This is a genomic window from Microbacterium sp. NPDC089698 (assembly GCF_044749045.1).
In the GTDB taxonomy this organism is placed as follows: Bacteria; Actinomycetota; Actinomycetes; order Actinomycetales; family Microbacteriaceae; genus Microbacterium.
Genome location: NZ_JBIVHE010000001.1, coordinates 647,235 through 669,008, shown reverse-complemented (window position 1 = coordinate 669,008; position 21,774 = coordinate 647,235). Strand labels below are relative to the sequence as shown.

Genomic DNA, 21,774 nt, shown 5'->3' with positions numbered 1-21,774 from the left:
GATCCAGGCTCCGTTCTCGCGCAGGGGAGCAGCCAGATCCCTGTGCAGACCCCTCCGCCGCTGCCTAGCACCGGCAGGGACAGGCTCGCCTGCGGGGAGTGCGCGAGACTGGACGCGTGGACGGACACCTTTTCGACGCACCGGATCCGGGTGAGCTCGAGCGGCCGGTGACGGAGCTGGGCGAGTTCCTGCGCTCCCGCCGCGATCGGATCAGTCCGGACCGGGCCGGAGTCGCCAGCTACGGCAGAAGACGCGTTCCCGGTCTGCGCCGCGAGGAGCTGGCCCTTCTCGCCGGGGTCTCGGTCACCTATCTGACGAGACTGGAGCAGGGGCAGTCGCAGAACGCCTCCGACGCCATCGTCGACGCACTCGCACGCGCGTTGCAGCTCGACCCGGACGAACGGGCTCACCTGCAGACGCTCGCGCGTCCCGCCCCGGTCAAGCGCCCCCGGGCAGGGGCGCCCGAGATCGCCAAGCCTGGAGCCGTGCAGCTGCTGCGTGCGATGAGCGACGTGCCGGCCGTGCTCCTCGGGCGTTTCAACGACATCCTCGCCTGGAACGACGCCGGTCATCGCCTTCTCGCCGGTCACCTCGACGTCGATGCTCCGGCGAGCGCGGATGAGCGGCCCAACCAGATCAGGCTGCTGTTCCTGGACGAGCACACCCGCGATCTCTACATCGATCGGCGCGACGAGACTGCGCGCGCCGTGGCGTCCCTGCGATACGTGGCCGCGCAGTTCGCGGACGACCGAGGGCTCGCAGAACTGGTGGGCGAACTGAGCGTGAAGAGCACCGAGTTCGCGACGCTGTGGGCGGGCCACGACGTCCGCCTGTGCACGAGCGGCAGCAAGCGGTTCCGCCACCCCGAGGTCGGGGAGCTCGAGCTCGGCTTCGAAGTCCTGCACCTCCCCGAAGGCAACGGACAGCGCATCCTCACTCACGCCGCGGAGCCGGGCAGCGCATCGGCCGCAGCCCTGCGCCTGCTGACCGACGGGTTCTAGGAACCGCCTCGATCGTCGCGTCGTCGTCCTTCCTTCAGCGACGCCGACCGAAGGCCGAACTGGCAAACTTCTTGGCATAAGAATCTCAGCGAGGATCCCCGCTTCCCCGGTGTTCTCAAGGATCCCGGGCCACGCCCGGCAATGACTTGGCACATCACTTGTCGCGATGAGCGCCGATTCCTACAGTTTTCCGTACCTGGGGCACCAATGCTCCGGAGAGCAGATCAGCAGGCCCCGCATCCGTTCGCAGCGAACGGCTCCCGACCGCCGGGCCTCCCTGAGATACCGCCAATGGAGGCGACATGACGAAATCTGTGGCTCATCAGAAGACTCCGGCGAAAGCCGCGATAGCCTCCTGGGTCGGCACGACACTCGAGTACTACGACTTCGCCGTGTACGGCACGGCGGCGGCGCTGGTACTCAACGTCCTCTTCTTCCCGCCGGAGCTGCCCGACGGGATCAAGGTGCTGCTGAGCATGGCGACCTTCGCGATCGGCTTCGTGGTCCGCCCGCTCGGCGCCTTCATCCTCGGCCCCCTCGGCGATCGGTTCGGTCGGAAGTTCGTGATGATGATCACCCTGTTCGGGATCGGCGCGTGCACCTTCCTGATCGGATGCCTGCCCACCTATGGTCAGGTCGGCATCCTTGCACCGATCCTGCTGATCGTCATCCGCATCATCCAGGGGCTCTCGGTCTCGGGGGAGCAGGCGAGTGCGATCACGATGACCCTGGAGCACGCCCCGGAGCAGCGCAGGGCGTTCGCGACGAGCTTCGTGACGAGCGGTTCCGCCTCGGGCGGTCTGCTCGCGACGGCCGTGTTCATCCCGTTCGCCGCGCTCCCTCAGGAGCAGCTGCTCGGCTGGGCGTGGCGCATCCCGTTCTGGCTCTCCGCGGTCGTCGTGATCGTCGCCTACGTCATCCGACGCACCCTCGAGGAGCCGCCGGCCTTCCTGGAGACCCAGGCCATCAAGGTTCAGCTGTCGCCGATCAAGCAGGCGACCCGTTTCCACTGGGCCAAGATCATCCGCGTCGCGGCCTGCGCGATGATCGCCGGAGTCAGCTATCTGTTCGCCGCCTTCTCGGTCTCCTTCGCGACCGTGGGCTACGGACTGGACAAGCCGACGATGCTGTGGGTTCCCGTCGGCGCGAGCTTCCTCGCGATCCTGTACACGCCGGTCGCCGGCATCCTCGCGGACAGGATCGGTCGCCGGACCGTGTTCATCATCGGCGCGGTCGGTGCGGGACTCACGACGGCGCCCTACCTGTGGGCGATCACGCAGGCGAACTGGCCGCTGATCTTCATCCTCGGGATCCTCTGCAACGGCCTGTTCTACTCGACCGCGAACGCGGCTTGGCCTGCGTTCTTCGCCGAGATGTTCCCGAGCCGCGTGCGCGTCTCCGGCCTCGCCACGGGCACCCAGATCGGCTTCGCGATCGCGGGGGCCATCGGTCCCGTCGCGTCGACGGCGCTCGCCGGCGCGGACCTCAAAGGCTGGGTGGGTCCCGCCGCTCTCGCGATCGGGTTGATGGCCGTGGCGACGATCTCGGCGCTCACCGCGAAGGAGACCCGCGGCTACACGCTCGACGAGATCGATGACCTGCAGCAGACCGAGCGCGAGAAGGAAGCGGTCACCGCAGCCACCGTGCTGCCCGCCGAGGCCTAGCTCCGCCTTCCTGACCCCTGGGCCCGCCGTCGCGGCCCAGGGGTCAGTCGTTATTGCGGGGACCCGTCGACGCGCGGACCGTGAGGTGGGCCGAGATGTGATCGATGCGATCCGAGCGATCCCGCGTCGCGAACCGGCCGATGAGCATGTCAACGGCCGCTCGGCCGGCGCTCTCGCCGGGGGACGTGACCGTGGTGAGTGGCGGATGCGAGAACGACGCCCCGAAGATGTCGTCGCAGCCGACCACGCTGAGGTCGTCCGGAATCGCGACCCCGAGCTGATGGAACCGGTCCAGGGCGCCGATCGCGAGGACATCGTTGAAGAAGATGCACGCCGTGGCGCGGGTGAGGACGACGGCATCCGCGGCCGCGGCACCGTTGGACAGGGTCGGCTGATACCGCCCGACGGCGACGATCTCCACGTCGCTCTCGTGCGCGGCCGCGGTGATCGCCTCGAAGCGCGTCCGGTCGGTCCAGGACGCGTGGGGACCGCGGACGTACGCGATGCGCGTATGGCCCAGCGAGTTCAGGTAGTGGACGGCCTGCCCGAGCCCGGCGGGGGTGTCGATCACGACGCCGGACAGACCGGGCGCCGCACGATTGACGACCACGGTCGGTGCGACCTGGGACACCGCTCGCAGCGCCTCGTCGTCGATCCGGGGGGAGGAGACGACGATGCCGTCGACCGTCCGCGCCATCTCCCGCATCCACTGCGCCTCCATCGGCAGCGATTCCTCCGTGCTGACGAGGAGGTGCAGGTAGCTCGCGGCTCGGATCTGCGCCTGCGCCCCGCGGATCACGTCGAGGTTGAAGGGGTTGGTGAGGTTGGGGAGGACGAGGGCGATCGTGCCGCGGGCGAGCCGGTTGTCGGCCGAGGGCAGCAGCGCCGAGGTGTAGCCCATCTCCTGCGCCTTGCTGGTGATCCGCTCGTACATCACGGTGCTCACGCGGTTCGGGTTCGACAGCGCGCGGGACACGGTGGAGGGCGCGACCCCGCAGGCCTCGGCGATCTCCGTGAGGGTGACACGACGCTGGACACGACGACCAGGAATGACCATGGCGGACTCCTCGGGCAACGGGATTGCGGCTGGCCCCTCATCGATGTCGTGGACCTGACCGGATTCGTCGATGCTACCGAACCTGACTCCTCATCAGCGACCTCTGTGAAGGACGGATTGGCACAAAAGTTGCCAAGCGCTTCGCTACGTCCCCCTATTCCACCGAGAGCTGTGGACGAGAGTGGCACGAGAAAGGCACGCACATGCACGACGTGATGCCGCCCGTCCTAGCCTGATCCAGGACAGCGGAATCACGATGAGGAGAGGAGCTGACGATGACCCGGACGATCGATCTGGTCGCAGATCTCGGTGAGGGCTTCGGCCCGTGGCGCATGGGCGACGACGCGGCGCTTCTGGACATCCTCACGTCGGCGAACGTCGCCTGCGGCTTCCACGCCGGGGATCCGCGGATCATGGACCAGACGGTCCGCGGGTGCGCACAGCGCCGCGTCGGCATCGGCGCGCACCCGTCCTTCCCCGATCTGCAGGGGTTCGGTCGCCGTGACATGGGCCTGACCGCGGAAGAGGTCCGCACCGACGTGCTGTACCAGTTCGGCGCCCTGCAGGCGATCGCCGCCTTCCACGGCGCGAAGGTCACGCACCTGGCTCCCCACGGACGGCTGGGCAACCTGGTCGCGGTCCGCGAGGACTACGCGGATGCCGTCGCGACGGCGGCGCGGAGACTCGACCCGGAGCTCATCGTCCTCGCGCAGGACGGCAGGCTCGCCGAGGCGGCTCGCGCAGCCGGCCTGCGGGTCGGGATCGTCGGAATCGCCGACAGGGCCTATGAGGACGACGGCACGCTCGTGCGGCGCACCGAGCCCGGTGCGGTGATCCGCGATCCGGAGGAGATCCAGCGCCGGACCGTGCGGATGGTGGTCGACGGCGTGATCGAGAGCCGCAACGGCGTTCCGATCCCCGTCGCCTGCGACACCGTGCTCGTGCACGGGGACACCGCCGGTGCCGTCGCCCTCGCGCAGCGGATCCGGGACGGCCTGGAAGCCGCCGGCGTCGTGATCGCGCCGCTCGCGGACTGGCTGGAGTGAGCACCATGACGAACGGATCCGTCGTGATCTCGCCCAGCGGCAACTCGGCTCTCCGGGTCTCGAGCACCCTGGCCGACAGGGAGGCCGGCTGGCGACTCGTCCATCACCTGGCCCGGCTCGTCGACTCCTCGCACGTGCCCGGCGTCGAGTGCGTCATCCCGACGTACGACGCGGCGCTGATCGAGATCGACCCCATCGACGTCTCCCTCGATCGACTGCGCGACTATCTCGAGCACCTGGTCGACGGGCTGGACGCCGATCGGCCGCTCACGGAGACCCCTCGCACCTTCGACGTCCCCGTCCTCTACGACCTCGACGGCGAGCTCGACCTTCAGGACGTCGCCGATGCGCAGGGATTGAGCACTGAGGAGATCGTCCTCCTGCACAGCGAGCCGACCTATGTGGTGCGCTGCCTCGGCGCGCCGGGCGGATCCCCGATGCTCGACGGCCCCGCGTTCCCGCGCCCTGTGCCGCGTCTGGCGAAGCCCCGCCCGCATGTCCCGCAGGGCGTGGTCTCGGTCGCCGGGCGCCAGGCCACCATCACGCCCGCGGCGGCACCCGGGGGGTGGCGACTGATCGGCAGGACGCCGCTGACCGTGCTGGATCTGCAGGCCGAGCCGTTCGTGCCGTACGAGCCGGGGGATCTCATCCGCTTCCGCCCGATCGGCCGGGACGAGTTCGAGGCGCTGCGCGGAACCAGGATGGTGGCGCGATGAGCGCCGGCACGCTGACCTTCACCGAGGCGGGCGCCACCCAGGTGACCGACCTCGGACGCCGCCGTGGACCCCGCTACGGCGTTCCGGTGAACGGCGCCCTCGATCAGCGCTCCGCCAGGATCGCGAACATCCTCGTGGGAAACGCCGACGAGGATCCGCTGCTGGAGATCACGGCTCTCGATGTCGAGTTCGTCACCGGGGCCGACATCCTCCTGGCCGTCGCCGGATCGGACGGCCACCTCACCGTGGACGGCGTGGGGCGTCCCTCGAACCAACCGGTCTCCGTCCGGGCGGGGGAGACCGTCGCCCTGCGGCATCTCCAGGGCGGGCTGCGCGCGTACCTCGCGGTCCGCGGCTCGTTCGATGTGCCGCAGCTGCTCGGCAGCTGCGCACCCGATTCCGTTCTGGGTTTCGGCGGCCGCATCGCCGGCGGTGCCACCATCCCGGTGCGACGCTCGACCGATGCGATCTTCAACGATCACTTCGCCGCCGAGCTCTACAGCCTCGACGTCCCGCGACCTTCGAGGAGTTTCGTCGTCGACGTGACGGACGGACCCGACATCGGCGACTTCGCCGGCACGGCCGACCGCCTCTTCGCGCAGCCGTATCTCATCACCCCCACGAGCAACCACATCGGCCTGCGCATGGTCGGCCCGCTCCCGGAGCGCCGCGCGCACGGCGAGGTGCTGTCCCGCGGCGTTCCCGTCGGCGCCGTGGAGGTCCCGCCGGGGGAGGAGCTCCTGGTGCTCCATCGAGGACGCGGCGTCACGGCGGGATATCCCGTGCTCGCGGTCGTGACCTCGGGTTCGCTCGACACTCTCGCCCAGGTGCGACCGGGTGAGCGCGTCCGCTTCCGCAAGGTCTCGTCCTCGGATGCGGCGGCGCGTGCACGCGCCGATCGCGTCGAGCTGGAGGCTCTTCGTCTTCGCGTCCGATCCGTGTTCTCGGCTCTGGACGCCCTCTCCACCTCACTCACCGGAAGGACCTTCTCATGACTTTCTCCGACTACCGTGTCGCCGTCGTCACGGGCGCGACCAGTGGCGTCGGCCGCGGTGCGATCGACCTCTTCCTCGCGAAGGGGCTCACCGTCCACGCGATCGCGCGGGACGAGTCGCGTCTCGCCGCGCTGGCGGAGAAGGGCGTGATCACCCATGCGGTCGACGTGCGCGACACGGTCGCCCTCACCCGCGAACTGGAGGGCGTGGAGGCCGACATCGTGCTCAACAGCGCGGGGGTGAGTCGCCCGGGCAATCTGCTGAGCTCGTCGGCCGAGGACCTCGATGACCTCGTCGAGGTGAATCTCACGGCGGTGATGCAGATCCTCCGCCTCGTCTATCCGGGCATGGTGGAGCGCGATCGCGGACACGTCCTCAACATCTCCTCGATCGCCGGGCACTACAACTTCTTCGGGCACACCGCCTATCACGCGACGAAGGCCGCGATCCATCAGCTCTCCCGCCAGCTGCGCAACGACGCGCTCGGCAAGAGGGTCCGGGTGACGGAGCTCAGCCCCGGGCGCATCGAGACCGAGATCTTCTCCCGCAATCTCGGGGGCACTCCGGAGACCGACGCGGCGGCGTGGGCCGAGTTCTACGAGGGCTTCGAGTCGCTCACCGTCGACGACCTCGTCTCGGCGATCGAGTTCGCGGTGGATGCGCCGGCCCACGTCAACATCGGGCTCATCGAGCTCATGCCGACCTTCCAGGTTCCCGGCGGCCTCACCTTCGACCGCCGCCCGCAGGACGCACTCGCGCACGACGCACAGTAAGGACGACACCATGGTTCACGTCACCACGAAGATCGAGCGGGCCGATGCCGCCGACATCGCACGCCTCGGCGAGTTCACCTCCGCCACCATCCACGAGGCGCAGGGGCGTCGAGGAGCTCTCGACTCGCGCATCAAGCCCATCGATCGCGACACGTCCTTCGTGGGCTCCGCGTTCACGGTGGTCTGCGCGCCGCGCGACAACCTCATGCTGCAGGTGGCGATCCACTATGCGCAGCCGGGAGACGTGCTGATCGTCGCCGCCGGCGGGTTCCCCGAGGCGGGGATGTTCGGGGACGTGCTCGGCAACGCCTGCAAGGCGAAGGGCATCGCGGCCCTCGTCACCGACTCCGGTGTCCGCGACACTCAGGAGCTGCGCTCGCTCGGGCTCCCCGTGTTCTCCGGGAGCGTCTCGATCAAGGGCACGGTCAAGGAGACTCTCGGTGCGCTCAACCAGCCGGTGGTGTTCGCCGGCGAGAGCATCCGTCCGGGAGACGTCGTCAAGGGCGATGCGGACGGCGTGGTGGTCGTCCGGCGTGAGGAGGTGCGCGAGGCGGCGGAACTGTCCGCCGCGAGAGACGCCCATGAGGCCACGCTGATCGAGCAGTACTGGGCCGGGCGCACGACGATCGATCTCTGCAACCTGACCGAGGTGCTGAAGGCGAAGGGGCTCACCACCGACCTCGAGGACGAGTCGTGAGCGAGACCATGACGTCCTCCTTCCGGGGAGCGGAGCGACTCGCGAGGATCGCGCCGTCTCCGAGCACCGCCGCGGCCGCGCGCGTGCGCGAGCTGAAGGCCGCCGGACGCCGCATCTTCGACCTCACCGTCGGCGAACCGGACTTCGACACCCCCGACCACATCAAGGATGCGGCGATCGCCGCGATCCGGGCGGGGGAGACGAAGTACACCCCGGTGAACGGCACGCCACGTCTGCGTCAGGCGATCAAGAGTTCGCTGCGGCGCACGCACGGGATCGACTACGCGGATTCCGAGATCACCGTCGGCGGCGGGGGCAAGCAGGTCATCTTTCTCGCGCTGATGGCGACGGTGGACGCCGGCGACGAGGTGCTGATCCCGGCGCCGTACTGGGTGTCGTACCCGGACATGGTTCGCGCGAACGACGGCCGGCCGGTCATCGTTCCGACGTCGGCCGAAGCCGGGTACACGCTGACGGCCGACGACCTGGAGGCCGCCATCACCGATCGCACGACCTGGCTGATCCTGAACAGTCCCGGCAATCCCAGCGGTGCGGTCTACACGACGGAGGATCTCTCCGCCCTCGCGGAGGTGCTGCGCCGGCACCCTGCGGTGTCGGTGCTGTCCGACGAGATCTACAGCGAGATCTCCTTCACCGGCGCGCCGGCTCCCAGCCTGGCATCCGTCGCGCCCGACCTCCGGAACCGGGTGCTCGTCGTCTCCGGCGTCTCCAAGTCCTTCGCGATGACCGGGTGGCGGCTCGGCTATGCGGCAGGGGATCCGGCCCTTGTCCGCGCGATCAACACCCTGCAGTCGCAGACGTCCTCGTGCCCGTCCTCGATCAGCCAGGCCGCCGCTGCCGCGGCGCTGGAAGGCCCCCAGGACTTCATCGCCGAGTCGGTGCCCGTGTATCGGGAGCGACGCGACGTCGCCGTGGCGGGTCTCAGCGCCATCGACGGGCTGACGCCGATCATCCCCGACGGCGCCTTCTACGTCTACGTGGACTGCGCGGGACTCATCGGGAGGACCACGGCCGACGGTCGCCTCCTCGAGAACGATCAGGACGTGACGCTGTATCTCCTCGACCACGCCGGCGTCGCCGTGATCCAGGGATCCGCATACGGGCAGTCGCCCTTCTTCCGGATCTCGTTCGCGACGGACCTCGAGACGATCACCGCCGCGGTCGACGCGATCGGCGCCGCAGTGGAGGACCTCCGATGACCGGGCGTCTGCGGGTGGTGGTGGCGGCGCCGTTGGCGTCGGAGTTGTGCGAGTTGATCGTGGGGTTGGAGCCGCGGGTGGATCTGGTGGTGGATTCGTCGTTGGTGGCGCCGATGCGTCATCCGGCGGATTTCTCCGGGGATCCGTTGTTCCGGCGCACGCCGGAGCAGCAGGCGGTGTTCGAGGGGTTGTTGGACTCGGCGGATGTGCTGTACGGGATCCCGGATGTGGATCCGGTGGCTTTGGCGCGGACGGTGCGCGCGAATCCGTTGTTGCGGTGGGTGCACACGATGGCCGCGGGTGGGGGCGGTCAGGTGCGCGCTGCGGGGTTGACGGGCGAGGAGCTCGAGCGGGTGGTGTTCACGACGTCGGCGGGGGTGCATGGGGGTGCTCTTGCGGAGTTCGCGGTGTTCGGGGTGTTCGCGGGGGCGAAGCATCTTCCGCGGTTGCTGGGGCAGCAGGCGGAGCGGGTGTGGAGCGGGCGCTGGGTGATGGGGCAGGTGTCGGATCTGACGGTGCTGGTGCTGGGGTTGGGCGGGATCGGTGCGGTGGTCGCGGCGAAGCTGTCCGAGTTGGGGGCGACGGTGATCGGGACGTCCCGCAGTGGCGCATCGGTGCCGGGGGTGTCCCGCACGGTGCATCCGGATGAGGTGGGCGAGGTGCTCGCACGGGTGGATGCGGTGGTGGCGACGCTGCCGGGCACGGATGCCACGCGTCATCTGATCGGGCGGGAGTTCCTGTCCGGGTTGAAGCCGGGGGCGACGGTCGTGAACGTGGGGCGGGGCACGGTGATCGATGAGCAGGCGCTGCTCGAGGCGTTGGATACGGGGGTGGTGGGTTTCGCGGCGCTGGACGTGTTCGAGGTGGAGCCGCTGCCGGCGGACAGTCCTCTGTGGGGGAATCCGCGGGTGCTGGTGAGTCCGCATACGGCGGCGTTGGAGGTGCGGGAGGAGCGGCGGATCGCGGAGCTGTTCGTCGAGAACGCGACCCGGTTCCTGGACGGGGCGCCGCTGCGCAACGTGGTCGACACGGTCGAGTTCTACTGAGAACGGGAGAGGGAACAGACGATGAGCAGTCCTTTCGAGCCCACCAGTCCTTTCGATCTGACGGGGCGTCGTGCCCTGGTGTCGGGTTCCAGTCGGGGTATCGGGCTGGCGATCGCCCGATCGCTGTTGGGTGCGGGCGCGCAGGTCGTGATCCACGGCCGCAGCGCCGAGACCGTGCAGGCGACGGCGGTCGCGCTGGCGTCGCAGTTCGGAGCGGACGCGGTGTCCACGGCCGTGTTCGATGTGACGGATGAGCAGTCGGTGGTCGAGGGCGTCGCGGGGGTCGAGGCATCCGGTCCGATCGACATCCTGGTGAACAATGCGGGCTTGCAGCATCGGGAGCCGATGCTGCAGGTGAGTGTGGAGGACTGGGAGCGGGTGATCCGCACGGATCTGACCAGCGCGTTCGTGGTCGGGCGGACCGTCGCCCGGGGGATGATCGGGCGCGGGGCGGGCGCGATCGTGAACATCTGCTCGGTGCAGACGGACCTTGCCCGGCCCACGATCGGCGCCTATACGGCCGCGAAGCATGGTCTTCGGGGTTTGACCCGGGCGATGACGGCGGAGTGGGCGGGGTCCGGGGTGCGGGTGAACGGGGTCGCCCCCGGGTATATCCGCACGGAGCTGACTCAGCCGCTCGTGGACGACCCGGTGTTCAACGCGTGGGTGCTGGGGCGCACCCCTGCCGGCCGGTGGGGGGAGCCGGAAGACATCGGCGGGGCCGTGGTCTGGTTGGCGTCGGATGCGTCCCGGTTCGTGACCGGGCAGGTCGTGTTCGTCGACGGTGGAATGACGGCGGTCGTCTGATGGGCACGTTGCACGCGGTCGTGATCCACGAGGCCGGGGATCTGCGCATCGATGAGATCCCGGAACCCGTCCCCGCGCCGGACGAGGCGGTCATCGACGTCGTCTACGGGGGCATCTGCGGTTCCGACCTGCACTACTGGCAGCACGGCGCGGCCGGGGAATCGATCCTGAAAGCCCCGATGGTCCTCGGCCACGAGGTCGTCGGCATCGTGCGCCGGGCGGCGCCGGATGGCACCGGGCCCGCGGAAGGCACCCGGGTCGCGGTGCACCCGGCGACCCCGGCACGGGAATACGTCCGCCATCCCGCGGACCGGCCGAACCTGTCCGGGGGCGGGTATCTCGGATCCGCGGCCCGGTTCCCGCACCGAGACGGCGCGTTCGCGCACCGCATCGCCCTGCCCACTCGGATGCTGCGGGCCCTGCCGGCCGGGATCGCGCTGAAAGACGCGGCACTGATCGAACCCGCTAGCGTCGCCTGGCATGCCGTGTCCCGGATCGGGGACGTCACCGGGCTGTCCGCGCTGGTCGTGGGATGCGGGCCGATCGGGCTGCTCACGATCGCGGTGCTCAAAGCCCGTGGCGTGGGCCACGTCACCGCGATCGATCTGCACGACCGGCCCCTGCAGATCGCGGCCGAGCTCGGCGCGGACACGGTCTTGAAACAACCCGACGACGCCGACATCGCCGCGATCGACGCGGACGTCGTCATCGAGTCCTCCGGCAGCCACCGGGGCCTGGACACCGCGATCCGCGGCGCGACCCGCGGCGGGGTCGTCGGCATGGTCGGGCTGCTGCCCGCAGGCCCGCAGCCCGTGCAGATCGCGCTCGCGATCGCCCGCGAACTCGACCTGCTCGGCTCGTTCCGGTTCAACGACGAGATCGACGACGTCATCCGTGCCCTCGCCGACCGGACCCTGCGCGTCACGCCCGTGATCAGCCACATCACCCCCTGGCGGCAGACCCTGTCCGCGTTCCAGACCGCCGCGGACCCGACCGCATCCAGCAAAGTGCTCCTCAAATTCGGTCCGGAACGAGGCAGGAGATGACCACCCCCATCAGCCCTGTCCGCACGACCGCCCCGGTGGTGGTGGTCATGGGGGCGTCCGGGTGCGGGAAGAGCACGATCGGGCACGCCCTCGCCGACCGGCTCGGGGTCGCGTTCGCCGACGCCGACGACTTCCACCCGCCCGCCAACATCCACAAGATGTCACAGGGCACCCCGCTCACGGACGAGGACCGCGGCCCCTGGCTCACCGCGGTCGGCGAAGAACTCGCCCGCAACGACCTCACCGGCATCGTCATCGCCTGCTCCGCCCTCAAGACCGCCTACCGGGACCTGCTCCGCGCCCACGCACCCCGCGTGTTCTTCGTCCACCTCGACGTGACCGCGCAGATCCTCGCGAACCGCATGCTGCTGCGCTCCGAGCACTTCATGCCGCTCACCCTCCTCGAATCCCAGCTCGCGACCCTCGAACCCCTCACCCCGCACGAGACCGGCCTCACCCTCAACGCCGACCAGCCCGTGGAACGCATCACCACCCTCGCCGCACACGCCCTCCACACCCGCTGAACACCCCATGAACCCCCACAACCGCGCCCCGCACAACGACCCCGCCCCGCACGGCAGCCCCGCCGGACACACCCAGGGCTGCCGCACCCGTGCGATGTGCCCCCACGGGGAAGACTCCGTCTTCCTCTCCTGCACCGAAGCCGCCATCCGCCGCCGAGCCGACTACCACCTCGCCCACCTCCCCGACACGCAACCCCTGCCCCGACACGTCCTCGCCGAACCCGCGACGCCATCGGAGACCGCCGTGCGCGAAGTGCACGGCACCCCCTGGGGATACGCCCGCGGCTGCCGCGACACCCGCACCTGCCCGAACTGGGCCCGCGGCGGCATCACCTGCCCCGAAGCACGCCGCCGCTACATGCAGACCTACACCGCCCGCCGCGCCGCAGGAACCGGCACCCCCATCGAACACGGCACCTCCAACGGATACCTCCTCGGATGCCGCAACCCCGCAACCTGCCCCCGCAACCCCACCGGACACACCTGCACCGACGCGAGGTCGCGCTACCGGCAACAACTCGCCAGAGCCGCCGGAATCGCCCCACGCACCGAAAGCATCGACGCCCGAGCGGCCGCCACCAGAATCCGCGAACTCCGGGCCCTCGGCCTCTCCCTCCGCCACATCTCCACCCTCACCGGAACCGGCCGCACCACCATCGCCCAACTCACCGGCGAAGGTAGAACCACACGGACCCGTATCACGCCCACCACCCTCGACCGCATCCTCGCCATCGACACGGCCGCCCTCACCACACCAGACACGCTGACGGACGCACACGAGCCCGAGCGAACCCAAGCCCTCGCGTCCTGAGCGCCCAAACCCCGGGCAGGCTGCAAACCCATGGCTGAGTGACACAGCCTGCCCGGACCCCAACGCGCCCTGCGGGCGGTCAGGGCGTCGCGGATCAGTTCGGATCGCCACTTGTGCGCTCGCGCCGCGCGCCAGAGGTCGTGACTCGCCAGCGGTTGTCGCGGCGTGAGGTGGCTCGGCGCCACGGCCGGGATGACCTCGTCCGCGCTTCTTGAGCGCGTGGATGTCGTACCCGGCTTCGGCCTCCGCAGCCCACGTGGCGATCTGCTCTTCCGTGACCTGCACGCCGTTGATGCTTTCGCGTGCGCTCATGATTTGGGTGCTCTTCGACACTCGAAGCCGTGCAGCTTCATCTCCATAGCCGCGCTCGTCAGCCAGCTGATCCGTCCGACAGTCGACGTAACGCCGAAGACTCCTTGCGCCCTCTGGGGTTGGGACGCAAGGAGTCGGTTCATCGGCTTCGGGTGCCGGAGTCTGCTATTACGCGCACCATTCGATCGTGATGGTGCCGCCCTGGCGTGCGATCGTCGAGGTCGATTGCGCCCAAGTCGAGGTGGATCCGGCAACGCCGGATGAAGTGTCGAGGTAGCTCGTTCCTCCGGCGCCTCCCGCGCCCAGCACGGTGTAGGAGCTTCCCGTGAACGCGGTGCCGCCTCGTGCTCCACTGCCGCCGCCCGCATAGCCACCGCCACCCGCTCCAGCGCCCGAGCCCCAACGGGTGCCCGCATAGACGAAGGAGGCCCCGCCGCCGACCGCGCCGTCCCGCGATGATGCGGTGGCGATGCCGGGAAGGAGGAAGAAGGCGCCATTCGGCGTCGCCGTTCCGGGGCCGGCCGCACCGCCACCGAGAAGTCCGCCGGGGATATCCATCCGCCCGCCGGCTTCTGACCAGTTGGCCTCACCGGCGGAGTCGGCGCTGCCGCCGCGTCCGCCTGAGACGTAGTACCAGTTGACGCCGTAGATGCCGCCGGCGCCTCCGCCTCCGCCCGCGACGACAAGAGGCTGGCCGCCGCGCGAGATCGCCGAGCCCGCTCCGCCAGCCGCACCACCCCACCACGTTCCAGGGCCACTGTCAGGGTTGCCGGCTGCAGGATCCGAGTCTCCTCCGTCTCCGAACCCTTGTCCGCCGGAGATGACCGAGGCGTTCGCGGTGAGGCTTGTGCGTGGAGCGCCGCCCTGGCCAACGACGAGGTCCAGCGTCTCGCCTGGGACGACAGGAATCGTCGCAGTGACGAGGCCGCCGTTCCCGCCTCGGATTATCCCTGCGGATCCACTCGTCGTACCGCCAGCACCACCGGACACGACAACGGTGAGCAACGTCACCTTGGCCGGCACCACGAACGCCGTGCTGATCCCCCCGGCGCTCGTGGAATCCGGAAGCGCGAACGATGTCTTCTGCGTCGCGCACACGGGCGTGGTCGACGCCGCGGCCAACGGCACCGCTGCCGCGGCGGCGAGGACGGGGAGGGACCAGGCTGCGCCCTTCACAATCGTCCGGCGCCGGATGATCCGGCTCGACGATCCCCCCGGATCGGATGCCGAGCTCTTCTGCAGCTCGCTGGTGTTCCACTCGTCCATAGATTCCCCTTCGCACAATGTCGTATCGGCCCGCGGGAATGACCGCCGGGCGAGAGTGCATTTGTCTCATCTCAGCGCGTGGAATGAAGCGAATACGCGCTGAAACCGAAATCAGAGATCAATTCGCTGGAAGTCCGAGAGAAAGTCGCCGAGTGTTCGATGAAGGTGGGCAGGGGCGTGCTATTCCTTTGTGGTGCCGGTGATTCGGGTACGGGTTCGGGCACGGATCACCGGCACGGGGAAAGGCGTTCGGGGGCCAGCGGCCCTCGGGCGCCCGTGGCACCGACTATGGGAGTCCGGTGCTCCGCCGGGTCTCCCGGCGGGTCCGGGTGGGGCGGCGGCTAAAGGCCCGAGCCGGCCGCTCCACCCGGGTTCTTCCCCGAATTCGGCGGACGCTGGATCCGCGCTACGCGCCGAGGGATGCCGTGCTGTCCTCCTCGTGCCGCTGGATGGCGTCGCGCATGCGGCGGGTGGACGTGAAGCCGGAGAGCCTCGCGACGGCCTCGGCCGAGTGCCGCCCGCTGCGCTGACGCGAAGTGATCAACGCCTGCGCCGAGAGAACACGATGGCGTTCGATCTCCCGTCCGGGCGTCGTGTCCTGTGCGGCGAAGATCCGATGCAGGTGAGGGATGGAGACGCCGAGCGCGCGGGCGAGCTGCGCGACGTTGAGTGCGCGGTCGGAGTGCCGGGCCTCGATCAGCTGGATCGCCTCCAGGAAGCGGCGGGAGAGCTCGTCGGTGCGCAGTTTCTCCACGGCGAGGGAGTTCACGACCGCGGCCGAGAACAGCGTCAGGATGGACTCGTTGAGGAACGGATCGTCGAACCGGATGTCGTTCTGCTCGGCCCTCGTCACCACGGTGTTCGTGGTCGCCGCGATGAGGTTCCAGTACAGGTCGGGGAGCAGGCGCGGCCCCTGCAGCGCATGCAGGAGCAGGCTGTCTCCGCGCTCGAGGTCTTCGAACTCCCAGTAGAAGCGCGCCCAGCTCTTCTCACATGAGATGACGACCGGGGAGTCGGAGCGCACCACGAGGATGTGCTTCGCCGGCAGATCGTAGGAGCGGTCCCGGACCGCTACCCGACCGGTCCCCTCGATGCCGATGACGACCCGTGCCGCTCTTCGACGCGGTGGCGTGGTGCTCGTCAGGTGCGACGCCGACGACCAGATGCGGCTCGCGACCCACTTCTGCGAAACAGCGGAGTGCGCGACGATGCGCGGAAAACGGCGGTCCAGCGACTTCCACCCCAGGGAACGCAGTCGCTGCTCGTCGACGAAGATATCCGTGCCGGTCTTCTTGTTCATGACCCCCCGATCCGTGACACGCATCGATCAGGAATAGCATGGGATCGAAGAAACTTGATCCAGAATGCGATTTTCTCTCGTCATTTATGCGAATTGATCTCTTGTGCCGAATCAGGCCCCCATTCAGATTCGCCACTGATCCTCGGTGATCGCGACGGAGGGCGTACGAAAGTCGCCGCGGGCGAGACGAATTGCGATTGCGTAGACGATTGTCTTGCGGTACGAACGCGCTTCGAGACCGTGTTCCGGGCGGTTGCCAGGGTCAGGTCGTCGAGGACCGGCGCTGCGCCGACTCTTCCTGCTGCGGCCATAGGTCCCGTCGCGCGGCGTAGGGATCGGCGGCGAGCGAGGACCGCTCGTCGAGCAGCAGGGTGAGGCGGGTCTCCGGAACGAAGGCCGGCCAGTCGGCGGCACCGGACCGGGCGAACGCGGCCCAACCCGCGCCGATCCGGTCGGCCAGGCCGGCAGGAGCCTCAGGGCCGGCGAAGCGGCGCGCGGCATCCGTGTCGAGCTGGTCGAAGACGAAGGGGATGTCGAGCGAGTGGCAGGCCCCCAGCACCCCGTCTCGGATCGGCGATCGGTAGCGGAATTCGTAGCGCCAGGTGGGATGGCCGGCACGAGCATGGGCGATCGCGAGCCGCTCGGTCGGCGCCGCGAAGAGGCGGTCGCCGAGGACTGCGGCGAACAGGTCGCGCGGTGCGGAGCGCCCCTCGAGCGCGGCGAAGCCGGAACGGGCGGCCATGGGATCGGGGCGGTCGGACAGCAGGGCGAGGACATCCTCGTCGCCGACCTCCGGCCCCGGCAGCAGCTCGGTGAAGAGGCGGGCCTCGTCCCTGGTGCTGCCCAGGAGGAGCGGGACGGGCGCGCCGCGTCCGGCGGAGACGGAGGCGAGCGAACTCTCGTCCAGCAGCAGCCCGTCGACGACCGGCAGGAACGCGGCGAGTTCTCCGCGCTCCTCCATGATCGCGTCGAACCGCTCCTGAGCGGCGAGCAGATCCTCGACAGGGGCGTTGCGCAGGCGCTCGAGATCCTCCGGGACGGTGCCGAGCAACGCGGTGAACTCCGCGGCGCGGGTCGCGGCCTCCTGGGCGGACAGGACCATCTCGCCGCTACCGCTCTGCATGACGGCCTGGTGGAAGAGGCCGCGGGAGGGTCGGGCGACGAGGTGCGCGGCGATGCTCACTGCCCCCGCCGACTGCCCGAAGACCGTGACGTTCCCGGGATCTCCGCCGAAGGCCGCGATGTTCCGGTGCACCCAGCGGAGAGCGGCGACCTGGTCGAGGAGCCCGGCGTTGCCGGATCCCGGCGCTCCAGGGAGGGCGAGGAACCCGAGCGCACCCAGCCGGTAGTTCAGCGTCACGACGACGACGTCGCGCCGAGCGCTCAGCCGGTGGCCGTCGTAGACCGGGTCGGATCCGGATCCCCAGGAGAACGCGCCCCCGTGGATCCAGACGAGCACCGGGCGGCGAGCGTCGTCGACCGAGGGTGTCCAGACGTTGAGGGACAGGGATCCGGCCTCGGACGTCGTATAGTCGGGCAGACCGAACATCTCGCGGCGGCCGAGATCGACGGTCTGCGGCACCGCGGGGCCGAACTCCACGGTCGAGCGCACCCCCGACCACGGCTCGGGCTCGGCGGGCGGCGCGAACCGGAGTCCGCCGACCGGATCCTCGGCGTACGGGATGCCGCGGAACACGAGTCCGTCGTCGAGAGCGACGCCGCGCACACGACCCAGGTGGGTCGTGGCGACCGGAGAGGCGGAGGCCGCCATCTCACACCACCTTGCGCACCGGGAGGATCGCGAGAGCGCCGACCACCGCGATCACGGCGGCGATCGCGAACAGGCCCGCGTAGCCGACGAGGGAGACCACGATCGCGCCGATCGAGGCGGAGAGCACCTGCGGGATCACCATGCCGAGGTTCATGATCCCGAGGTCCTTCGCCGCGTCCTCCGGGCGGGGGAGGACGCGGTTCACGAGGGCGGTGTCGACGGACATGTAGATGCCGAAGGCGATGCCGTTCACGACCGCGAAGACGTACATCGCGACCATGCTGGCCTGCACGAGCGGGATCACGAGGGAGACGGCGAGCCCGGCGCCGGCGATCAGGACGAAGACCTTGAGGCGCCCGCTGCGGTCCGCGATCGGTGCGGCCAGGATCGATCCGACCACGGATGCGGCGCCGTTGATCGCGAAGAGGAGGGCGGCCTGCGGCACGGCCTGGTCCTGCGCGAGGCCGACGTAGTCCTGAAGCGCGAACATGAGGAACGCGAACAGGAGGAAGTAGCCGAGCATGAGCAGTACGCGTGCGATGAAGACCCAGGCGAAGTCCGGGTAGCGGCGCGGGCTGACCCAGAACGTCGCGAAGAACTCACCGAGACGGAAGGGCTCGCGGGGCAGCGCCCGGGAGTCGGTGTCGGGGCTGACCACGACGAACAGCACGGCGACCGCGACGATGAGGATCGCGAGGAGGACGTAGCCGCCGGAGCCGGCGAGCCCGGGGAACACGACGAACATGAGCGATCCGACCAGCACGCCCGCGTTGAGTCCGGTGCCGATGAGCGATGACGCGAGTCCGATCCGGGCGGTCGGCACCCGGTCGGGCACGACGGCCATGAACGCGGCCTGGAACGCGTTGAGCGTCAGGCAGGTCGCGGCCCAGCAGAGTCCGAGCACGGCGATCGACGGCGCCGCGATCTGCAGCAGCAGCACGGCCGCTCCGCTGACCGCGCCGACGACGATCCAGGGCGTCCGACGACCGAATCGAGAGCGGGTGCGATCGGAGAGGTGGCCGAAGACGGGGTTCGCGATCGCGGCGGCCACCGTGCCCAGCACGCTCGCGATCGCGAGCGCGCCGGCGTCGGTGGATCCCGTGAGGGCCTGCACCTGCACCGGGAGGAGGATGCTCGGCACGGCCGTCCACACCATGAACAGCACGATCATGGTCGTCGGAAGGGTGATCGCGAGCGTTCCGAGTCGTGGCCGGGAGGGTGCGGCAGTCGCCGCGGGGGTGATGATCGGAGCGGAGGCTTCGTCGTTGAGAGCCATGGTTTCGCCTTTCGGGTGGGTGGAGATCAGGTACGGGGGAGGACGGCGTCCAAGGAGAGGACGGGGTCGGCGAAGGAGCGGTTCACCGTGAGGCGGAGGGGGCCTTCAAGCACCCTCCATCCGGTGTCCGTCCAGCGGCGGAGCGCTTCGGGCCAGATCCGGACGTCGACGACGGCGGAGGCTCCGGCCTCGGCGGTCACCGGAGCGAATCCGAGCAGCCGGGGCGGGGCGCCGTCGTCGTCGAGGTACACCTGCACGATGTCTCGGCCGGGGCGCGTGCCGGTGTTGCGGACGGCGACCGTGACCGCGAGCTCGTCGCCGCGTGTCAGGATCTCGGCGGCGTCGTACTCCCAGCGGGTGTAGCCCAGGCCGTATCCGAGCGGGTAGAGCGGTGCGACCGGCGCGCGCGACCCGAAACGATCGCGCTCCTCGTAGGCGAGGACGCCGTCGACGGGGATGACCGAGGGCAGCCCGCTCTCGGTGGCCGGGATCGCGACCGGAAGGCGTCCGCCGGGCTCACGCCGTCCGAGCAGGCAGTCCGCGAGCGCGCGAGCGCCCTCCTGGCCGGGGAACCACGCCCAGAGCACCGCCGCGGGAAGCTCGGCCCAGGGGAGCAGGGCCGGAGATCCGGCGTTCACCACGACCACGGTGCGCGGATTCGCGGCGCACACCGCGCGGACGAGTTCGTCCTGGCGGCCGGGCAGCGCGAGGCTCTCCCGGTCGATGCCTTCGGTCTCGTGCTCGGCGGTCGTCCCGATCACGAGGATCGCGACTTCGGCACGCCGTGCGGCCTCGACGGCGCGCGCGATGAGGACGTCGTCGTCGGGTGTGGGCGGCAGATGTCCCAGATCGGCGAGATGCCATTCGGCCTGGGGATCCCACTCGTGCACGACCGTGAGCAGGACCTCGCGGCCGCCGCGGACCTCGATGCGGTGCTCGTACGGCTCGACGAGCGGCGAGAGCGGATCGCGATCGGGGACCGCCAGGGTGAAGGCCTGCGCGATCCCGTCGTCGACGCGGACCGTGTAGGCGCCGTTGCCGCGCACGGCCAGCCCGTGGGTGCCCTCCTCGACGAGGCGGACCGTGGCGGAGACCACGATGCGGGCGGTGCCGGCGGGGACCGCCTCGTCCAGGACGAGGTCGGCGTGCCGGCGCTGCTCCACGAGAAGCGTCGCCCCCGAGGCATCCTCGAAACGCACCGTGATCCCCTCAGGGATGCGCTCGTCCGCCAGCGGGGGCAGGTTGCGGTGGATCGAGACACCGGGCTCGACGGCGATCGTGGTGTCAGGACCGAACGCCGTCTGCAGCTGCGCGAGGAGTCCGGGCCTCGGCTTCGGGCGCACCTTGGCGCTGCCCCCGCCCTGCAGCGTCAGCCGCTCCGCGAGCGGTCCGATCAGGGCGATCCGCGCGGGCGCGCCGAGAGGCAGTGTCCCGTCGTTCTCGAGCAGCACCATGCCCGACGCGGCCAGGGCGGCGAGGGTCTCGTCGAGGTCATTGGCATCGTCCGCATCGGACTGCGCCGTCGTGCGGTCGCGGCGGGCGGCGACGCGGGCGAGGGCGGCGAGCTTCTCGTCGATCGTTTCCTCCGACACGTCGCCGCGGAGGACGGCGTCGACCAGCGCAGGCCCCCAGGGGCCGTCGGGGCCGGGCATCGACAGGTCGAGGCCGGCCGACGCCGTGGGTGCGGTCGATCGCGCGGCGCCCCAGTCGGAGACCACCGCGCCGCGGAAGCCCCATTCCGTGCGGAGGATGCGCTGCAGCAGTTCGTCGTTCTCGGTCGCGGTGACGCCGTTGAGGCTGTTATAGGCGGCCATCACCGCGTCGACGTCGCCGCGGCGCACGGCCGCCTCGAAGGGGACGAGGTAGACCTCGCGCAGCGTCTTCTCGTCGATCCGCGCGTCATAGCTCAACCGCTCGGTCTCGGACTCGTTGCCGACGAAGTGCTTGGCGGTCGCGGCGACCCCCGCGGACTGGATGCCCCGGACGAGCCCGACGCCGATCCGCGCGGTCAGCTGCGGGTCCTCCGAGAGGCACTCGAAGTGGCGGCCTCCGATCGGCGTGCGCTGCAGATTCAGGACCGGGGCGAGCAGCCAGTCGACGCCGGCGCGGCGGGCCTCGGTGCCGAGCACCCGTCCCGCGCGCTCGGCGGCGTGTTCGTCCCATCCCGCCGCGACGGAGGTCGGATTCGGGAGCAGCACGCCCTCGCTCTCGATCCCGAAGGCGCCTCCGCGCACTCCGGCCGGGCCGTCGGAGAGGCTCAGCGAGCGCAGCCCGATGGCGGGGAGCGCGCGGGTGCGCCAGCCGTCCTGGCCGCTCAGCGAGGCGACGCGATCCTGCAGATCGGCAGGGGCCGTCGGTCGCGGACGCGCGGTCGTGGTCGCGGGAGATTCGGGCAAAAGTGCCCCCTTCGGTCGGGTTGGCCACGAGCGTAGAGGCAAAAACCGTG

The 21,774-nt window shown here is 69.9% G+C and carries 19 protein-coding genes; 13 read left to right on the top strand and 6 right to left on the bottom strand.

All coding sequences use genetic code 11. The features are described 5' to 3' along the window. Positions 1-116: 116 nt before the first annotated feature. Together ACIPY5_RS03205 and ACIPY5_RS03200 are read left to right on the top strand one after the other, a co-directional pair. The gene (locus ACIPY5_RS03205) at positions 117-1,001 is read left to right on the top strand and encodes a helix-turn-helix transcriptional regulator (RefSeq protein WP_400966603.1); all 885 of its coding nucleotides are present in this window, start codon (positions 117-119) and stop codon (positions 999-1,001) included. Positions 1,002-1,303: 302 nt separating this feature from the next. After that, positions 1,304-2,665: an MFS transporter gene (locus ACIPY5_RS03200; protein WP_400966600.1), complete on the top strand. Its 1,362-nt coding sequence runs from the start codon at positions 1,304-1,306 to the stop codon at positions 2,663-2,665. A 43-nt stretch (positions 2,666-2,708) separates the two neighbouring features. Here ACIPY5_RS03200 and ACIPY5_RS03195 read toward each other — a convergent pair whose 3' ends face one another. Next, positions 2,709-3,722, bottom strand: coding sequence for a LacI family DNA-binding transcriptional regulator (locus ACIPY5_RS03195; RefSeq protein ID WP_400966597.1), 1,014 nt, complete (start codon positions 3,720-3,722; stop codon positions 2,709-2,711). A 275-nt stretch (positions 3,723-3,997) separates the two neighbouring features. Here ACIPY5_RS03195 and ACIPY5_RS03190 point away from each other — a divergent pair, with 275 nt between their 5' ends. Genes ACIPY5_RS03190 through ACIPY5_RS03140 form a run of 11 tightly spaced genes read left to right on the top strand, consistent with a single transcriptional unit; the run spans position 3,998 to position 13,403 of the window. After that, on the top strand, positions 3,998-4,768 hold the full coding sequence (locus tag ACIPY5_RS03190; RefSeq protein WP_400966594.1) for a LamB/YcsF family protein: 771 nt from the start codon (positions 3,998-4,000) through the stop codon (positions 4,766-4,768). Positions 4,769-4,773: 5 nt separating this feature from the next. Continuing rightward, positions 4,774-5,484, top strand: coding sequence for an allophanate hydrolase subunit 1 (locus ACIPY5_RS03185; RefSeq protein ID WP_400966592.1), 711 nt, complete (start codon positions 4,774-4,776; stop codon positions 5,482-5,484). Beyond that, entirely contained in the window at positions 5,481-6,479 is a 999-nt protein-coding gene (locus tag ACIPY5_RS03180; protein WP_400966589.1) for a biotin-dependent carboxyltransferase family protein, read from the top strand. The genes ACIPY5_RS03185 and ACIPY5_RS03180 overlap by 4 nt, the downstream gene beginning before the upstream one ends. Continuing rightward, positions 6,476-7,252 carry an SDR family oxidoreductase gene (locus ACIPY5_RS03175; protein ID WP_309339814.1) on the top strand — a complete coding sequence of 259 codons (777 nt, stop codon included), beginning with the start codon at positions 6,476-6,478 and terminating at the stop codon, positions 7,250-7,252. The genes ACIPY5_RS03180 and ACIPY5_RS03175 overlap by 4 nt, the downstream gene beginning before the upstream one ends. A 10-nt stretch (positions 7,253-7,262) precedes the next feature. Then, positions 7,263-7,949 (top strand): 4-carboxy-4-hydroxy-2-oxoadipate aldolase/oxaloacetate decarboxylase, encoded by a 687-nt coding sequence (locus tag ACIPY5_RS03170; protein ID WP_400966585.1) that lies wholly within the window; start codon positions 7,263-7,265, stop codon positions 7,947-7,949. After that, positions 7,946-9,169: an aspartate transaminase gene (locus ACIPY5_RS03165; RefSeq protein ID WP_400966584.1), complete on the top strand. Its 1,224-nt coding sequence runs from the start codon at positions 7,946-7,948 to the stop codon at positions 9,167-9,169. The genes ACIPY5_RS03170 and ACIPY5_RS03165 overlap by 4 nt, the downstream gene beginning before the upstream one ends. Next, complete coding sequence (locus ACIPY5_RS03160) at positions 9,166-10,215, top strand: D-2-hydroxyacid dehydrogenase (protein ID WP_400966581.1); 1,050 nt, start codon at positions 9,166-9,168, stop codon at positions 10,213-10,215. Before ACIPY5_RS03165 ends, ACIPY5_RS03160 begins: the two co-directional genes overlap by 4 nt. 21 nt (positions 10,216-10,236) lie before the next feature. Next, a complete protein-coding gene (locus tag ACIPY5_RS03155) occupies positions 10,237-11,022 on the top strand; it encodes an SDR family oxidoreductase (RefSeq protein WP_400966578.1) in 786 nt (261 codons plus the stop codon). Next, positions 11,022-12,068: an L-idonate 5-dehydrogenase gene (locus ACIPY5_RS03150; protein ID WP_400966575.1), complete on the top strand. Its 1,047-nt coding sequence runs from the start codon at positions 11,022-11,024 to the stop codon at positions 12,066-12,068. Before ACIPY5_RS03155 ends, ACIPY5_RS03150 begins: the two co-directional genes overlap by 1 nt. Further along, a complete protein-coding gene (locus ACIPY5_RS03145) occupies positions 12,065-12,592 on the top strand; it encodes a gluconokinase (protein ID WP_400966573.1) in 528 nt (175 codons plus the stop codon). The genes ACIPY5_RS03150 and ACIPY5_RS03145 overlap by 4 nt, the downstream gene beginning before the upstream one ends. Before the next feature lie 7 nt (positions 12,593-12,599). Continuing rightward, a complete protein-coding gene (locus ACIPY5_RS03140) occupies positions 12,600-13,403 on the top strand; it encodes a hypothetical protein (RefSeq protein ID WP_400966570.1) in 804 nt (267 codons plus the stop codon). Positions 13,404-13,883: 480 nt separating this feature from the next. On the opposite strand, the gene ACIPY5_RS03135 is transcribed toward ACIPY5_RS03140, so the two are convergent. From ACIPY5_RS03135 to ACIPY5_RS03115, 5 genes are all read right to left on the bottom strand, one after another. Beyond that, positions 13,884-14,981 carry a hypothetical protein gene (locus ACIPY5_RS03135; RefSeq protein WP_400966567.1) on the bottom strand — a complete coding sequence of 366 codons (1,098 nt, stop codon included), beginning with the start codon at positions 14,979-14,981 and terminating at the stop codon, positions 13,884-13,886. A gap of 406 nt (positions 14,982-15,387) precedes the next feature. Further along, on the bottom strand, positions 15,388-16,281 hold the full coding sequence (locus ACIPY5_RS03130; protein WP_400966564.1) for a helix-turn-helix domain-containing protein: 894 nt from the start codon (positions 16,279-16,281) through the stop codon (positions 15,388-15,390). 262 nt (positions 16,282-16,543) lie between these two features. Next, complete coding sequence (locus ACIPY5_RS03125) at positions 16,544-18,052, bottom strand: carboxylesterase/lipase family protein (protein ID WP_400966561.1); 1,509 nt, start codon at positions 18,050-18,052, stop codon at positions 16,544-16,546. Between the two features lies 1 nt (position 18,053). Continuing rightward, positions 18,054-19,328: an MFS transporter gene (locus ACIPY5_RS03120; protein ID WP_400966558.1), complete on the bottom strand. Its 1,275-nt coding sequence runs from the start codon at positions 19,326-19,328 to the stop codon at positions 18,054-18,056. A 26-nt stretch (positions 19,329-19,354) separates the two neighbouring features. Continuing rightward, positions 19,355-21,724, bottom strand: coding sequence for a glycoside hydrolase family 3 C-terminal domain-containing protein (locus ACIPY5_RS03115; protein ID WP_400966555.1), 2,370 nt, complete (start codon positions 21,722-21,724; stop codon positions 19,355-19,357). Between the last annotated feature and the right edge of the window lie 50 nt (positions 21,725-21,774).

Bases quoted from the DNA above. Each gene is read 5' to 3' on its own strand.
- ACIPY5_RS03200 (WP_400966600.1), top strand. From the start codon at position 1,304: ATGACGAAATCTGTGGCTCATCAGAAGACTCCGGCGAAAGCCGCGATA.
- ACIPY5_RS03195 (WP_400966597.1), bottom strand. From the start codon at position 3,722: ATGGTCATTCCTGGTCGTCGTGTCCAGCGTCGTGTCACCCTCACGGAG.
- ACIPY5_RS03190 (WP_400966594.1), top strand. From the start codon at position 3,998: ATGACCCGGACGATCGATCTGGTCGCAGATCTCGGTGAGGGCTTCGGC.
- ACIPY5_RS03185 (WP_400966592.1), top strand. From the start codon at position 4,774: ATGACGAACGGATCCGTCGTGATCTCGCCCAGCGGCAACTCGGCTCTC.
- ACIPY5_RS03180 (WP_400966589.1), top strand. From the start codon at position 5,481: ATGAGCGCCGGCACGCTGACCTTCACCGAGGCGGGCGCCACCCAGGTG.
- ACIPY5_RS03175 (WP_309339814.1), top strand. From the start codon at position 6,476: ATGACTTTCTCCGACTACCGTGTCGCCGTCGTCACGGGCGCGACCAGT.
- ACIPY5_RS03170 (WP_400966585.1), top strand. From the start codon at position 7,263: ATGGTTCACGTCACCACGAAGATCGAGCGGGCCGATGCCGCCGACATC.
- ACIPY5_RS03160 (WP_400966581.1), top strand. From the start codon at position 9,166: ATGACCGGGCGTCTGCGGGTGGTGGTGGCGGCGCCGTTGGCGTCGGAG.
- ACIPY5_RS03155 (WP_400966578.1), top strand. From the start codon at position 10,237: ATGAGCAGTCCTTTCGAGCCCACCAGTCCTTTCGATCTGACGGGGCGT.
- ACIPY5_RS03150 (WP_400966575.1), top strand. From the start codon at position 11,022: ATGGGCACGTTGCACGCGGTCGTGATCCACGAGGCCGGGGATCTGCGC.
- ACIPY5_RS03145 (WP_400966573.1), top strand. From the start codon at position 12,065: ATGACCACCCCCATCAGCCCTGTCCGCACGACCGCCCCGGTGGTGGTG.
- ACIPY5_RS03140 (WP_400966570.1), top strand. From the start codon at position 12,600: ATGAACCCCCACAACCGCGCCCCGCACAACGACCCCGCCCCGCACGGC.
- ACIPY5_RS03135 (WP_400966567.1), bottom strand. From the start codon at position 14,981: ATGGACGAGTGGAACACCAGCGAGCTGCAGAAGAGCTCGGCATCCGAT.
- ACIPY5_RS03130 (WP_400966564.1), bottom strand. From the start codon at position 16,281: ATGAACAAGAAGACCGGCACGGATATCTTCGTCGACGAGCAGCGACTG.
- ACIPY5_RS03125 (WP_400966561.1), bottom strand. From the start codon at position 18,052: ATGGCGGCCTCCGCCTCTCCGGTCGCCACGACCCACCTGGGTCGTGTG.
- ACIPY5_RS03120 (WP_400966558.1), bottom strand. From the start codon at position 19,328: ATGGCTCTCAACGACGAAGCCTCCGCTCCGATCATCACCCCCGCGGCG.